The sequence below is a fragment of the Paenibacillus sp. Soil522 genome (assembly GCF_001428245.1).
Lineage (GTDB): Bacteria > Bacillota > Bacilli > Paenibacillales > Paenibacillaceae > Pristimantibacillus.
Map to the genome: position 1 here is coordinate 107,699 of NZ_LMRV01000031.1, position 13,547 is coordinate 121,245.

Below are 13,547 nucleotides of genomic sequence, written 5' to 3' on the forward strand. Positions count from 1 at the left end.
TTCGTTTTTTTGCGAAGGGCTGAGCGTTTTCAGTATTAATGAGCGGTTACCGCCTGGAATTAGTCGAGCACGGCTGTGATATGAGCTTTCGTAATTGACCAATGGGAAGCCGTCCACACTTTTTCTTTTTTATCGATAAAAATAATTTGCGGAGACTCATGCTTCACGGACGTATCTTCAGCGATTTGGTTGGAAACGGGACGCGACTCGATGACCTTCACAAGCACGTATTCGACGTCTTCCCGCGGTTTGCCGTCAAGGTATTGATTAAACTCCTGATGAGCGTTCGCGCTAACCGGGCAAGTCGTGCTGTGCTTGAACACGATGAGCGGACGGGTGGCCGAGCCTTCGTAAACGTTGTTCCATTCTTCAATGGACGTAATTTCTTTATATGACATATGGGAAACACTCCTTATATTCTGCGATGCAGATAGTAGTTGTAACAGTATGTGTATTATAGCTCTTTTGACCGGGTAAAGTCATCTTTGGGCGGATGGATGTTGCAATCAGAATAAGAGCATGCTATGATTGCTTCATTCTAATTGACCGTTTTGGTTTTTCGGTCATTTTTTAAGAGAACCAGAAGTTACAAGGTTGGAGGTGCCGGCATGGCAGCAGATCGGCGGCAGCAGATTGTGGATGCGGCGGCGAAGTCGTTTGCTTTGTTTGGCTATAAGGCGACGACGATGGATCAGGTCGCGAAGATTGCGAATGTGGGCAAGGGTACGATTTATACGTTTTTTGCGAATAAAGAAGAGCTGTTCCATGAAATCATGAAGAAGCTCATCATTGAAATGAAGCAGGTAGCGGAGAAGGTGCTTGATCCGAATAGGCGCTTTTTCGAAAATTTGAACGCTGTGCTGGAGCAGCTGCTTGAATTCCGCGAGGAGCACGAGCTGGCGCTCAAACTGTCGCATGAGGTGCGCGAGATTGGCACGCCGATGGCGGTAAAGGGCATGCAGCAAATCGAGAAGGCGGTTGTCGGCTACATTCAGCAGCAGGTGCAATCGGCCATCGACAAGGGCGAGATTAAGCCGTGCAATCCGGAAATGACGGCATTCGTTATGCTTCGGCTGTATATGGCGCTTACCGTGGAATGGAAAAAAACGCATGAACCGCTCGATAAGAAGCAGGTTGCAGAACAATTGCGATTTTATATGCAAGTAGGATTGGCTCCGGAATAGCCCGGATGCCTTTTTTTACAGCATAAAATGACCATATGACTAAATTGGTCAATTAAAAAAAGGAGAGTGGACGTTTTGAAGTTCAGAGGGTTAAAGCAGTTTGGCGAGGAATTATCCGGCATCGCACGCAACAAAATGCTGCTGATATCGGTTATCGGCGTGCTGATGATTCCTGTTATGTATTCCTCGATGTTTCTTGGGGCATTTTGGGACCCGTACGGACACTTGGATAAAATGTCGGTGGCCATCGTCAATGCGGATAAAGGCTATACGTATAACGGTGAATTGATGGATATCGGCGATGATTTTGAGGAACAGTTAAAGGAAAATGAAAAGTTCGAGTGGCACTTTGTCGGCAAGGAAGAAGCGGAGGCGGGAATTGAGGATCACCGTTATTACATGGCGATTGAAATTCCGGCGGATTTCTCGGAGAACACGGCATCACTCACTTCGAATGAGCCGACACCGGCACAGCTGACGTATTTGGCTGATGAGAGCTACAACTTTCTTGCCTCGCAGATCGGCAGCAAAGCTGTCGATACGATGAAGGCTGAGCTGGGCAAAGAAGTGACGGCGGCTTATACGCGCACCGTGTTTGAGCAGATGGAAGAGCTCGCGGAAGGGATTGGCAAAGCGAGTGACGGCGCCGGCGAAATCGCCGACGGCACGTCGAAGGCGAAGGATGGAGCGGTGCTCATCGAGCAAAATCTTGCGAAGCTCGTCAGCGGATCGTTGACGCTGCAGGAGGGAGTTGCCGAGCTGAACGATGGCGGAGCGGCGCTGCGCAAGGGCAGTGCCGAGCTGAGCGCAGGCACAGCCGGCTTGGCCAGCGGCCTGACGCAGCTTCAGGCTGCGCAGCAGCAGCTTGGCGCGGGAGCCGCAGCGCTTGGTGATGGCGCGGGTTCGCTTGGGGCTGGAGCGGTGAAGCTGAGCGACGGCTTGGCGCAATTGGCCGGAGCGAGCGGACAGCTGGCGGAGGGCGCGGCGGACGCGCAGCAGGCTGCGGGGCAGTTGGCGGACGGCCTTGAGGAATCGGCTGCGGGCGAGGAGCAGCTGAAGGGGGCAGCGGCGCAGCTTGCGAATGGGCTGGCGCAGCTTGGGCAGGCAAATCCGCAGCTGGCGGAGAGTGAGGGCTTTGCCACTTTATTGAAAGCGAGCCGGGAGCTGGCGGCGGGCTTGGAGAAGTCTTCGGCCGGCCAGACCCAGCTAAGCGTCGGTGCGGCAAAGCTGAGCGGCGGACTTGTGAAGGTGTCGAATGGTCTGGGAACCTTCGATAAGAAGGCAGCGGAAGCGGCAGCAGGCGGCAAGCAGCTGGGCGCTGCTGGAGAGCAGTTAGCTGCTGGAGCGGAGAAGTTCACAAGAGGCATGACGCAGTTTGGCACAAAGCTTGCCGAAGCAAGCGCCGGCGGAGTGAAATTGGCGACGGGCGCTAAGCAGCTGAATAGCGGCGCAGCTGCGCTGGCATCTGGACTAACGCAGCTCTCCTCAAACGTAACGCCATTCGTGGATGGCTCAGTTAAGCTTGAGGATGGCGCGCAGCAAGTGGCTTCCGGGTTATTGAAGCTGGAGGACGGCACGCAGGAGCTGTCTGGCAAGTTGAATGAGGCATCCGGGAAAACTTCCGGCATGAAGCTGACAGATACGATGGTGGATATGTTCTCCGATCCGGTGAAGCTTGATATAGAGAAGGTAACCGAGGTTGATAACTATGGTACGGGGCTGGCGCCTTACTTCCTATCGCTTGGTTTATATGTCGGAGCGATGCTGTTGACCATCGTCTATTCGGTTCGTGAGCCGGCGGTTCATCCCGTGAACGGCTGGAGCTGGTTCTGGAGCAAGGCGCTCACCTTGGCGCTTATCGGTACGATTCAGGCGCTTATCGCAGACGCGGTGCTGATTTATGTGCTGAAGCTTGAGGTTCAGAGCATAGGCATGTTCTTGCTTTTCTCGATTCTAACGAGCATTATGTTTATGATGATCATTCAGTTTTTAGTTGCTTCAATGGGCAATCCAGGCCGCTTTGTCGCCGTTATTCTGCTGATCTTTCAGCTTACCAGCTCTGCCGGCACGTTCCCGATCGAGCTCGTTCCAGGCTGGCTGCAAAAGGTATCGCCGTTTCTGCCAATGACCTACTCGGTAGCAGGCTTTAGAGATATCATCTCAAGTGGCGATTACAGTAAGGTCGGCGGATATATGGCGATTATGGCGGGCATTGCCTTCCTATTCGCAGCGCTGTCTTACATTTACTTTACATTGTCCCATCACAAAACGAAAAGGGATAACGTGGACCCGGCGGAAGCAACGGCAGCCGTTTAGCAGCGCGGAATATCGGGCAATGATGCTGTGACAGGCTTCAACGAGACTGAAAAACACAAAAGGACAGCGAATGATCGCTGTCCTTTTGTGTTTTTCGCTTTCATTCGCTGCATTTTACGGGAAAAGCTCCTGCTATTTTATTGCCGATGTGTACGTGACTGATTTATCAGGATTTCCTCCTGTTATTTCGGAACATACACCCTAGAAGGGGCGGTTTACGCCAAATTAAAGGGAGAAATTCCAGCTAAATGAGGCTGAAGCGCGCAAATGGCGGAATTAGCAGGAGTTTTTCCCGTAGTGTATGCACCTGACCTGCCTGCGTTCTACTCGTGAATATCCGTCAAAAGCTTCCCCAGCGCGTTAAGCGCCTGCAATTCCTGCTCGCCGTCAATCTCCAGCGTAACTTCCTCGTTCGCCGCAATGCCAAGCGTAAGCATGCTTAACGAGCTTTTGCCGTTTACTTTCTTTCCTTTATTAATGACGTTAACCTTGCAGGGAAAGGTGCTTGCGGTTTGTACGAAGGATTTGGTCGGGCGTACGTGAAAGCCTGTAGGATTAACAATGATGAAAGTTTGGCTAAGCATATTGCATCACTCCGTTTCTTTTAAAATATAAGAATGTATAAGTTTCACCCTTATATCTGCTTATATTTCACCGCGAATCAAGCTTTTGCTACCAGAGGATGGCGAAAGCTTGTTTACGCTTGTGTTCAACAAATTGCGTTATTTCCTGCGTGCTCCGCATGGTCAGCGCCTGATTCGCGCAGCCCGCCCATTCGGTCTTGTCGAGCTGTCCGATCAGCTCTCTTGCTTGCAAAATCGAACCGGCGCTCATACTGAATTCATGCAGGCCAAGACCCAGCAGCAGTGGAATGGCCGTCACATCTCCTGCCATCTCGCCGCACATGCCGACCCATTTGCCTTCCTTCTCCGCCGCTTGAATAACGAAGCGAATGAGGCGCAGCAAGGAGGGATGCCAAGGCTGATACAGGTAGGATACCGTTTCATTCATACGGTCTGCCGCCATTGTATATTGAATCAAGTCGTTCGTTCCAATGCTGAAGAAATCGACTTCCGGCGCAAATAGGTCGGCGGCGACGGCCGCTGCCGGAACTTCGACCATCATCCCGATCTCGATGTGCTCCGCAAGCTGAACGCCCTCGGCAATTAGCTTCTGTCTTTCTTCCTCAAGCAGCTTCTTAGCTTCAAGCAGCTCCTCTAATACGGCGATCATCGGAAACATAATTTTCAAATTGCCGTAACGGCTAGCGCGAAGCAGCGCCCGCAGCTGCGTGCGGAACAGGTCCTGTCTATCCAGGCATAGACGAAGTGCGCGCTGGCCGAGGAAAGGGTTGGTTTCCGCCGGCAGCTCCATATAAGGCAGCTCCTTGTCGCCGCCAATATCAAGCGTCCGTATAACGACCGGCTTTGGGTTCATTTTCTCAAGCGCATATTTGTAGCTGGTGAACTGCTCCTCCTCGGTAGGGAGGGAGCTGCGTCCCATGTATAGAAACTCGGTGCGAAAAAGCCCGATCCCTTCGGCGCCGTTGTCGATGGCCCGCTGAATATCCTCCAGCTTGCCGATGTTGGCTGCCAGCTCAACCTGCTTGCCATCTTTGGATAGGGTAGGCTGGTCCTTCAGCTTGCTTAATTCCGCTCTGCGCAGATCGTCCTTCTGCTTCTTGTCCCGGTAAGCTGCCAGCTCTTCTTCCGTTGGATTCACAAGGACAATGCCTTGGCTTGCATCCATCACGACGACGGCATGCTCTGGCAGGCCGTGAATCGACGGTCCGATGCCGACGATTGCGGGTATTTCCAATGACCGCGCCATAATGGCGGAATGCGAAGTCCGGCTGCCTACCTCTGTAATGAAGCCGCGAACGACTTCCAGATTGAGCTGGGCTGTATCCGATGGCGTCAAATCCCGTGCCACAATAATACATTCCGCAGGCAGGTTGGCCAGGTCGAGGTGCGGAACGCCGCGCAAATGACTCATGATGCGGCCGGAGACATCCTCGATGTCAATAGCCCGCCCGCGCAGCAGTTCGTCGGTCATCGACTGCAGCAGCCCGATGAAGGATTGCGATACATCATGCAGCGCGAATTCGGCATTAATGGCTTCATCGTCTATTTTCATCTCGATCGCTTCAATGAGATCGGGGTCCTCAAGTATCATAAGATGCCCTTCGAAAATTTCGGCTTTGTTGGCACCGAGCCGCTCTTCCGCAGAGGCGCGAATGGCCTCGACCTCATCACGGGCGACAGCGACTGCCTGGCGGAACCGGTTGATCTCCTGCGGGCTGTCTTGGATGGCTTGTTTGGTTGGGGTATAGTGCTCGGATGCGAGATGGAACGCGCGCGCGATGGCAATGCCCGGAGATGCCGCTATCCCTTTCAATGATTGTGTCATCATATCCTCATTCCTTTCCATGCCGGACTGCTTGTAATGGTCCCAGCAGGCTGTACTTCTCTGCCGCTTGAATATGAAGTGGATGCTGCTCGTCTAAGCCTGTAAATCTAGTAATCGTAGAATGAATGCCATACTCCCTGATCGAGGCCTGCAGCTGATCGGACTCGGGATCGCCGGCGCAGTCGAAGTGCAGAGCCGCTGCCATAGCAGTGGTTAAATGAGTTGCGGGTATGCCGTATTGATAAGCTAACGTTGCCGGTCTCACAAGCCGGTCATTCGGAGAAAGTTTGCGGACCGGCGAGCGGCCAATCCGTACGATCTCGTCTACCAAGTAAGGGTTAACGAAGCGTTCTAATATTTGTTCGATATATTCCGCGTGTGCTTTCTCGTCAAAATGATAGATTTGAACAAGCGCGGCTCCCGACTCCAGCAATGCGCCTCTTACCTCAGCTACTATTGCTGGATCTTTCATCGCCTCTTGAATCGTTGCATAGCTTTTCAAGAAACCGTGATACGCGGCGACGCAATGCCCCGTATTGACGGTAAACAGCTTGCGTTCGATATATGGCTCCAGTTGATCGACGTAATGCACCCCTGCGATTTCCTCCAGCGAATCCAGCAAAGGGGAACGTTCCACGGTCCATTCATAGAAAGGTTCAACGGTAACCTGCAGCGGGTCCTCGTGCTGCTGCACTGGTACGATCCGGTCTACGGCAGCGTCGGGGAAAACGGCATGCTGATCGGTCTTGGCCTGTGCTTCCGCAGACAGGTGCTCATAGACGAATTGCTTCAAAATCGTGCTGCCGCCGAGTGCATTCTCGCAAGCGATAATAGGGAGCGCAGCCTTTCCCCTCGTGAGCCGAAGTTCTAGGCCTTTGGCGATCGCGGCAGCAATATGCTTTAGAACCGATACGCCGACAGCGGTCGTTACGAAATCAGCTTCCGCGATCGTTTCTGCGACTAAAGCGATATTTTTGCCGTCAATGGCTGTAACATGATCGACAAGATACGTATCCCCTTGTTCATTGGCCAGCTTGACTGCATACTGTCCTTTTTTCTGCAGCTCCGTGACGAGAGTATCGTTAACATCGACGAAGCATAGCTCATAGCCTGCGTTATGGAGCAGCAGTCCTATAAAGCCTCTGCCGATGTTGCCTGCTCCGAAGTGAACGGCCTTCATTATTCCATCCCCGCTTCGAAAATAGAAATCAGCTCTTCTTCCGAAGCGGCATTCAAAATGCGCTGCATGTCTTCTTCCTCGGATACGAGCATGGCTACGTTAGTTAAAATATCCAGATGATCGTCGCCGGCCGCCGCTAATCCGATAATTAATTGAGCCGGCTCCCCGCCGCCGAAGTCTACGCCAGCCGGTGCGATGATAACCGCTATGCCTGTCGAGCGAATTAATGCCTTCGCCTCATTGGTTCCATGCGGCATGGCAAGGCCTCCGCCGATGTAGGTGGATAGAGCCTCCTCGCGTTCAATCATTTTGTCGATGTACTCCTGCGGCGCGTGTCCCGCATCGACGAGCATTTGTCCGACCATGCGGATCGCTTCGTATTTGTCTGTTACAATGGCGTCTAGCTTTATTTTTTCTTTCGATAGAATGGTCATAATTATTCTCTCCAATCCAATTTGGTTTTGATATAAAGCTCAAGCATCTTTGAGATGAACAATTTGATGCTTGCCGCTTGTTCATGCGCAAGCAACTCGAGCAGATCAGGCAGCAGCAGCATCGCGCTAATTTCACTAAGCAGCTCCAACGTATACGAGTCCAGCTTCAGGGGGCCGAGCATCATTAGCACCTGCATGGCCTCGGATTCGCCATCCTCGCTGAGCTGCAGAGGTCTGTCGTAACGGTATAAGGCGAGCAAAGGCTCTTCGATCCACTCGCTACGGGTATGAATCAAAGCGAGCCGGGTATCCGGGATGATAAGACTTCCTTGCTGCTCTCTTGCCAGCAGCTGCTCTGCAATTTTCCCGCTATTCGAATCGATATACGGCTGACCGATTAAGGAAAGCATACCGGGCAGCTGATTCTCTAATCGTTCTTGGCCTTCCAATAGGACAAGATCATGAACGCGAAAGCCGTCAAGCAGCCGCAGAACGATACCGGAGTAAAGCTGCAGCAGTAGTAAGCGGTCCATTGGAGATTGCCCGGACGTATCTGCTTTGGCGGTAACGGCCGTTTTCTTTAAGGTAGTGCCCTCGATATAGGCGCGAAGCTTATTCGTTTCTTCATGCGGGAGCATAGGGCTTAGCTTAATGTAACGATCCGGTTCCAGAGGCAGGTCAACGGTGGAAATGATTAAATCATACCGGTCCGGCGCAAGCCTTGTTGCTTCGAACCATGAGTAATGGCCGATCAATTCGATTTGCGGAAGCTCCTTAGCAATTTTTACAGCCAGAAGCTTGGATGAACCGATGCCGCTCGTGCAGACGAGGACGGCTCTTATTTTCCTTGGGAAGGTCTTTAACCTCTCCAGGGAGGCGCCGAAATGCATGACGATATAGCCTATTTCCTCGTCCGGCACGTTGAGCTGACGGAATAGCTCTTTTACACCCTGCCGCACAATAGAGAATAAGGGACCATACTCTTTCTTGATTGGCGCAAGCATGGGATTTCGTACGGACATGCCGTCTCTAATCCGCCCGAAGGCCGGCTTAATGTGCTGGATGAGTCCTTCCTCCAAGGAACGATCCTCCATAAGCGGCATTTGCAGCTGCGCCTCCACATAACGGATTAGCTGCTTAACGCCTTCGATGGTCGGCATATCGTCATGATGGATTAGCAGACTGCTTTCCGGAAAAGCTTCGCTGCTTAGCAGTTGAGAAAGATACCGTTTTTCTTCTATAGGAAGCTGTATGTCCAAAATATCCAGCAAACTTTTCAGCAAGGTGATCTCATCGCCAAAATCATAACCGCTTGCTGTAATCATGTATTTATGCTCCATACGGGTTAGCGCAACCGACAGCTTAATAAGCAATCTCGTGTAATCGGATTCGGATAAGGTGTTCGGCCAATCGTCATTCAGCTCCCATAACGCATGCTCAAGCTTCTTGAAATTTTCTTTGCCGATCATGCCGAGAAGCTGCGCTGTTATAGGATGAGAAACGGTTTGGTCTTTGAATTGTCCGAATAAATCAGAGTCGTCGAGATGATTGAACGCAAGCGAGCTAATCGATAGACGTTTCGCTTCTTCAGGGCCAATAATTTCAACGCCGTAGCCTCTTTTTCGGACTAGAGTCAAGCCTTGCTGCCTTATCGCTTCTTCCATCTCATCGAGGTCGTGGCTAATCGTCGGCATCGTTACGCGCAGCTCGTGAGCGAGCGAGAACAGTTTAATGGGCTCATCATGCTCAAGCAGTCTGCAATAAATGAGAATCTTGCGTTCCGCTGCCGAATATTCGAATGAATCGGACCGGTCGAATGTTTGCTTGAAACGGCTTAGCGTGTCGTGATCCGCTTCGATTCGGATGCCGTGTCCGGCTATTTTGTGTAGCACAATGCCGCTCTCCGCCAGCAGCGGTTCGATATCGCTAAGCTCGCGATGGATCGTCCTTGTGCTTGTTCCGACGGCAGCTGCAATATCGGCCGCAGTAATTTCATGCTTCTGTTCAAGCAGCAGCTCTATAATTCGACGTTGCCTAGTTGAGGCTTTGATGGTTTATCCTCCTTCGCGGAAGAATGGACTTAACGCCGACAGGTATCTGTCAGCGTTAAGTATTAGTGTCATTAACTTAGTCTTTGTACGAGCAAGTCATACTCTGGACTTTTGAGGAAATTCTCGATTGAAATATGCTCGGCGTTCGGCGCTTTTTGCCGGGCGCGGTCGGTAAGGGTCTTATGGGTGATGACGATGTCGGCATCCCCGGGAATATCGCTGATCGCCGTGTTAATGACAGTAATAGACAGCACGGCTGCATTGATCTTTTTGCGCAGGATGGATGCTCCCATTGCGCTAGAGCCCATGCCGGCGTCGCAGGAAAATACGATTTTGCTTACTTTCGTCTTCGCTGGCTCCGCAGCGGGCGTTACGACAGTTCCTTTGGATACCGCCTTCATTTGTTGAACCTTCTTCGCCGCTTGCTCAAGCTCGTTATCGGCATCCTCGTTCTGCTTGCCGGTTTTTAACAGGATCGATGCGATCGAGAATGAAACAATCGTGGCTACTGCTACGCCGCTAAGCATGGCCAGAAATCCGCCTTTAGGCGTCATAGTGAAGTAAGCGATAATACTGCCCGGCGATGGTGCGGCGACTAGACCTGCTCCGAAGATGGAGAAGGTGAAGGTGCCGGACACGCCGCCTGCGATGGCAGCAAGAATTAAGCGCGGGTTCATAAGAATATAAGGGAAATAAATTTCGTGAATACCGCCGAAGAAATGGATAATGGCAGCGCCTGGCGCGGAATTCTTAACCATCCCTTTGCCGACAAACCAATAAGCAAGCAGGATACCAAGACCCGGACCGGGATTGGATTCCAGCATGTAAATAATGGATTTACCAGCTTGCGTTGCTTGATCCAGCGCGAGCGGCCCTAGTATGCCGTGGTTGATGGCGTTGTTGAGAAACAATATTTTGGCCGGCTCGATCAATACGTTTGCGAGCGGCAGCAGGCCCGAGTCGATGAGAATCTCAACGCCGGAAGCAAGCAGCTTGCTAAGGGTTTCTACTACGGGCCCAATGCCTTTGAATGCGATCAAGGCAAGTCCGCCGCCGATGATGCCGGAAGAGAAGTTGTTGATGAGCATTTCAAAGCCGGAAGGAATCTTTCCTTCAATAGATTGATCGAATTTTTTCAATACCCATGAAGCGAACGGGCCGACGATCATAGCTCCGAGAAACATTGGGATATTGGCCCCTGCTATAACGCCGAGCGTGACGATTGCGCCAACTACTCCGCCCCGTACGCCGTGAACCATTTGGCCGCCGGTATAGCCGATAAGAATAGGGAGCAGATAGGTGATCATCGGTCCTACAAGCGTTGCTAGACTTTCGTTCGGAATCCAACCTGTCGGTATGAATAAAGCAGTTATGAGTCCCCATGCAATAAAGGCGCCAATATTGGGCATAACCATGCCGCTTAGAAAACGGCCAAACCGTTGAACAGAAACTTTAACACCGCCGGATACCGGTTTCTCTGATGCCAAATTACTCATGCTTCAACCTCCATTTTGTCATTTCCTGGTGTTTATAATGTTTGCTACCAGAACCTGATTTAATCGTAATGGATAGCGCTTTCATATTCAATGAATTGAAAAGCAGGTTGCGTCATGATCGCTGTTGCCATCATTTTTTCTGGATGAAGAATAGTGTTAAGAAGGCAGCCGCATTTGAGCGAGTTGTTCTTTGCGTTCAAAAAGCATAAGAACTGAGCTAAATGCAGGAATATTTACGCGCCCGCTCGTGCTATGATGGATGAGGAATTTGTAGATAGACGACATTTGTGAATAGACGGGGCGGTTAGAATGAATAATAAATGGATAAATTACGGCGGACTTGTGCTGGTAGCTGTCGTATGGGGAGCGAACTTCGGCATATCACGATTAGCGATGGAGTCGTTTAACCCGGTTGTATTTTCGTTTTTGAGATTTGGACTGGCTATTCCAATCTTCTTCCTTATTTTGAAGCTGACCGAAGGCAGTGTGGGGATTCCTTGGCGGATGGTTCCGAAACTTGCGCTAATTGGGCTGTTTGGCGTTACGCTGCTCGAAATTACGGTGATGTACTCCATTAAATATACGACGCTCGCGAATGCGTCGCTACTGAACGTAGCGCCATGGCCAATCTTTGCTGCCTTGTTTGCGCCGCTGTTCATACGTGAATCGATTACGCTGCGGCTCATCGTCGGCGGCGCGATATCGATTGTCGGTGTATGCTTTGTCATTCTTGGCGGAGGAGAGGGCTTCAGTCTTTCTTCTGAAAATATGCTGGGCAACGCGATGGCATTTGGCGTCAGCATTATCGGCGCATTATATAATCTCAGTTCCATGAGTCTAATGAAGCAATATTCGGTCCTTCGGATAAGTACGTGGATCATCGCGTTCGGATCGCTGTTTATGCTGCCGCTGACCTTTGGCAAGTGGGGGCAGACGGATTGGTCCGCATTGAATACAGGACATTACATGTCTATCGGATACAATGTGCTTATTTGCACGGTGCTGGCCTTTGTCGTTTGGAATTACTGCATGATCAAGGTCGGAGCGACGCGGTCGAACTTCTTTCGTTACGCGGTTCCGGCTGCAGCTGTCATAGCCGGCTACTTTATGTTCGACGAGAGGATTACACCGCTGCAAATGTGCGGCGCTGCATGTATGGCGGCCGGACTGGTCTGGATCAGCATTGAACGCAAACGGCCGGCGGAAAAGCCAGTTCTTCTGAGTAAGTCCCCGAAAGGACAAACCGTATAGTTGGCATTTACAATCTGACAAAGTGATAAGGAAGGGCTGTCTCGAAAGGTCTAGCAACCTGAGAGACAGCCATTTTTTATTTAATAAGCGGGTGTATGCGGCCGATTCAATTTACGGTATTAAGCTATTCGGCTAATGGGATACTCTGACTTTACAAATACGAGAACGAGGCTGCCGGCATGGAACGGCAGCCTCGTTGAACGAACTGGCAGGATAGTTGAACAACAATACGAAAAACAGATTGTATAAAATTTTAAAATTGTGCATAATTATTCCAACATGATTCTTTGGGGGGAATTTATGCACATTAAATAAGTGGGAATGCAGGACACTGAATCCATAATTGAATTAAATGCAAATAATGGTTTAGAGGTGGAGGAAAATGAATCTAGTCTGTGAATCGGAAGTCTTAAATGACTACTTGACCGAGACAACTGAAATCGATTATAACCATCGTCTAATAGTTTATTTGACATCCAGACTGGGAGAATCATCAGTAGATCAATTGGATTTTATAAAAAAATCGTATGAGTATGTTCGTGATGAAATTAATCATTCCTGGGATATCCAGAGTTCCAGAATCACATGTACGGCTTCAGAAACATTGCTTTTTAAAGAGGGCATTTGCTATGCAAAAGCGAACTTGCTGTGCGCAATATTTAGAAAAGCAGGTATACCGTCTGGCTTTTGTTATCAACGGCTAACATTAGGGGACACCCCAGATACCGGTTATTGTATTCATGCTTTAAACGCTGTTTATATACCGAGATATGATAAATGGATTCGCTTGGACGCACGAGGCAATAAAAGAGGGGTTCATGCCGATTTTTCATTAGTAGGAGAACAATTAGCTTTTTCAATACGCAAAGAATATGACGAGGTCGACTATCCCACTATATTTAAGGCACCGAACCATAAGACAATCGAAGCACTAATACAAAATACTGACTGCATAAATATGTATCTTCACGGACTGCCTGATGAATTGTAGTTCCTAAACTAACGAGGCGCTGGGGTTTCTAAAGAGAACAAAGTGGAGGAGCTTGCATCGTTGCAGAGCTCCTTTTTGCTTATTTAGACATATTAGCGTGGTAATGCTGAAAGAATGATTGATGTTGCTGTAAGCGACCCAGTCGCCGGGCTGCAGCGAACCGATTTTCAGCCCTGTCCCGGTTTACGATAAAGTCTGGGTCCCAAACCCCATTTGTGAACTGTAATTCCCGGCT

General features: G+C 50.4%; 11 protein-coding genes. 4 read left to right on the plus strand and 7 right to left on the minus strand.

Annotated features, from left to right (window positions below; all coding sequences use genetic code 11):
• Positions 1-59: 59 nt before the first annotated feature.
• Entirely contained in the window at positions 60-398 is a 339-nt protein-coding gene (ytxJ, locus tag ASG81_RS08080) for a bacillithiol system redox-active protein YtxJ (protein WP_056631639.1), read from the minus strand.
• Between the two features lie 210 nt (positions 399-608).
• Here ytxJ and ASG81_RS08085 point away from each other — a divergent pair, with 210 nt between their 5' ends.
• On the plus strand, positions 609-1,184 hold the full coding sequence (locus ASG81_RS08085; protein ID WP_056631642.1) for a TetR/AcrR family transcriptional regulator: 576 nt from the start codon (positions 609-611) through the stop codon (positions 1,182-1,184).
• Positions 1,185-1,259: 75 nt separating this feature from the next.
• Positions 1,260-3,500: a YhgE/Pip domain-containing protein gene (locus ASG81_RS33485; RefSeq protein ID WP_056631645.1), complete on the plus strand. Its 2,241-nt coding sequence runs from the start codon at positions 1,260-1,262 to the stop codon at positions 3,498-3,500.
• A 323-nt stretch (positions 3,501-3,823) separates the two neighbouring features.
• Here ASG81_RS33485 and ASG81_RS08095 read toward each other — a convergent pair whose 3' ends face one another.
• The 6 genes from ASG81_RS08095 to ASG81_RS08120 all read right to left on the minus strand — a co-directional run bounded on the left by ASG81_RS08095 (position 3,824) and on the right by ASG81_RS08120 (position 11,070).
• Positions 3,824-4,084: an HPr family phosphocarrier protein gene (locus ASG81_RS08095; RefSeq protein WP_056631647.1), complete on the minus strand. Its 261-nt coding sequence runs from the start codon at positions 4,082-4,084 to the stop codon at positions 3,824-3,826.
• 88 nt (positions 4,085-4,172) lie between these two features.
• Complete coding sequence (ptsP, locus tag ASG81_RS08100) at positions 4,173-5,909, minus strand: phosphoenolpyruvate--protein phosphotransferase (protein ID WP_056631909.1); 1,737 nt, start codon at positions 5,907-5,909, stop codon at positions 4,173-4,175.
• A gap of 7 nt (positions 5,910-5,916) precedes the next feature.
• Positions 5,917-7,089 (minus strand): mannitol-1-phosphate 5-dehydrogenase, encoded by a 1,173-nt coding sequence (locus ASG81_RS08105; RefSeq protein ID WP_056631648.1) that lies wholly within the window; start codon positions 7,087-7,089, stop codon positions 5,917-5,919.
• The gene (locus tag ASG81_RS08110) at positions 7,089-7,523 is read right to left on the minus strand and encodes a PTS sugar transporter subunit IIA (RefSeq protein ID WP_056631650.1); all 435 of its coding nucleotides are present in this window, start codon (positions 7,521-7,523) and stop codon (positions 7,089-7,091) included. The genes ASG81_RS08105 and ASG81_RS08110 overlap by 1 nt, the downstream gene beginning before the upstream one ends.
• Before the next feature lie 2 nt (positions 7,524-7,525).
• Positions 7,526-9,574 carry a BglG family transcription antiterminator gene (locus tag ASG81_RS08115; protein WP_327205154.1) on the minus strand — a complete coding sequence of 683 codons (2,049 nt, stop codon included), beginning with the start codon at positions 9,572-9,574 and terminating at the stop codon, positions 7,526-7,528.
• A gap of 71 nt (positions 9,575-9,645) precedes the next feature.
• The gene (locus ASG81_RS08120) at positions 9,646-11,070 is read right to left on the minus strand and encodes a PTS mannitol transporter subunit IICB (protein WP_056631653.1); all 1,425 of its coding nucleotides are present in this window, start codon (positions 11,068-11,070) and stop codon (positions 9,646-9,648) included.
• Positions 11,071-11,379: 309 nt separating this feature from the next.
• On the opposite strand from ASG81_RS08120, the gene ASG81_RS08125 reads away from it, so the two are divergent.
• Together ASG81_RS08125 and ASG81_RS08130 are read left to right on the plus strand one after the other, a co-directional pair.
• Positions 11,380-12,321 carry a DMT family transporter gene (locus ASG81_RS08125; protein WP_056631655.1) on the plus strand — a complete coding sequence of 314 codons (942 nt, stop codon included), beginning with the start codon at positions 11,380-11,382 and terminating at the stop codon, positions 12,319-12,321.
• A 382-nt stretch (positions 12,322-12,703) separates the two neighbouring features.
• Positions 12,704-13,312 carry a transglutaminase-like domain-containing protein gene (locus ASG81_RS08130; protein ID WP_056631658.1) on the plus strand — a complete coding sequence of 203 codons (609 nt, stop codon included), beginning with the start codon at positions 12,704-12,706 and terminating at the stop codon, positions 13,310-13,312.
• The last annotated feature ends 235 nt before the right edge of the window (positions 13,313-13,547 follow it).

What these genes read in the sequence shown, in the direction of transcription:
- ASG81_RS08110 (WP_056631650.1), bottom strand. Translation starts at nt 7,523, where the DNA reads ATGACCATTCTATCGAAAGAAAAAATAAAGCTAGACGCCATTGTAACA.
- ASG81_RS08120 (WP_056631653.1), bottom strand. Translation starts at nt 11,070, where the DNA reads ATGAGTAATTTGGCATCAGAGAAACCGGTATCCGGCGGTGTTAAAGTT.
- ytxJ (WP_056631639.1), bottom strand. Translation starts at nt 398, where the DNA reads ATGTCATATAAAGAAATTACGTCCATTGAAGAATGGAACAACGTTTAC.
- ASG81_RS08105 (WP_056631648.1), bottom strand. Translation starts at nt 7,089, where the DNA reads ATGAAGGCCGTTCACTTCGGAGCAGGCAACATCGGCAGAGGCTTTATA.
- ASG81_RS08085 (WP_056631642.1), top strand. Translation starts at nt 609, where the DNA reads ATGGCAGCAGATCGGCGGCAGCAGATTGTGGATGCGGCGGCGAAGTCG.
- ASG81_RS08125 (WP_056631655.1), top strand. Translation starts at nt 11,380, where the DNA reads ATGAATAATAAATGGATAAATTACGGCGGACTTGTGCTGGTAGCTGTC.
- ptsP (WP_056631909.1), bottom strand. Translation starts at nt 5,909, where the DNA reads ATGACACAATCATTGAAAGGGATAGCGGCATCTCCGGGCATTGCCATC.
- ASG81_RS08130 (WP_056631658.1), top strand. Translation starts at nt 12,704, where the DNA reads ATGAATCTAGTCTGTGAATCGGAAGTCTTAAATGACTACTTGACCGAG.
- ASG81_RS08095 (WP_056631647.1), bottom strand. Translation starts at nt 4,084, where the DNA reads ATGCTTAGCCAAACTTTCATCATTGTTAATCCTACAGGCTTTCACGTA.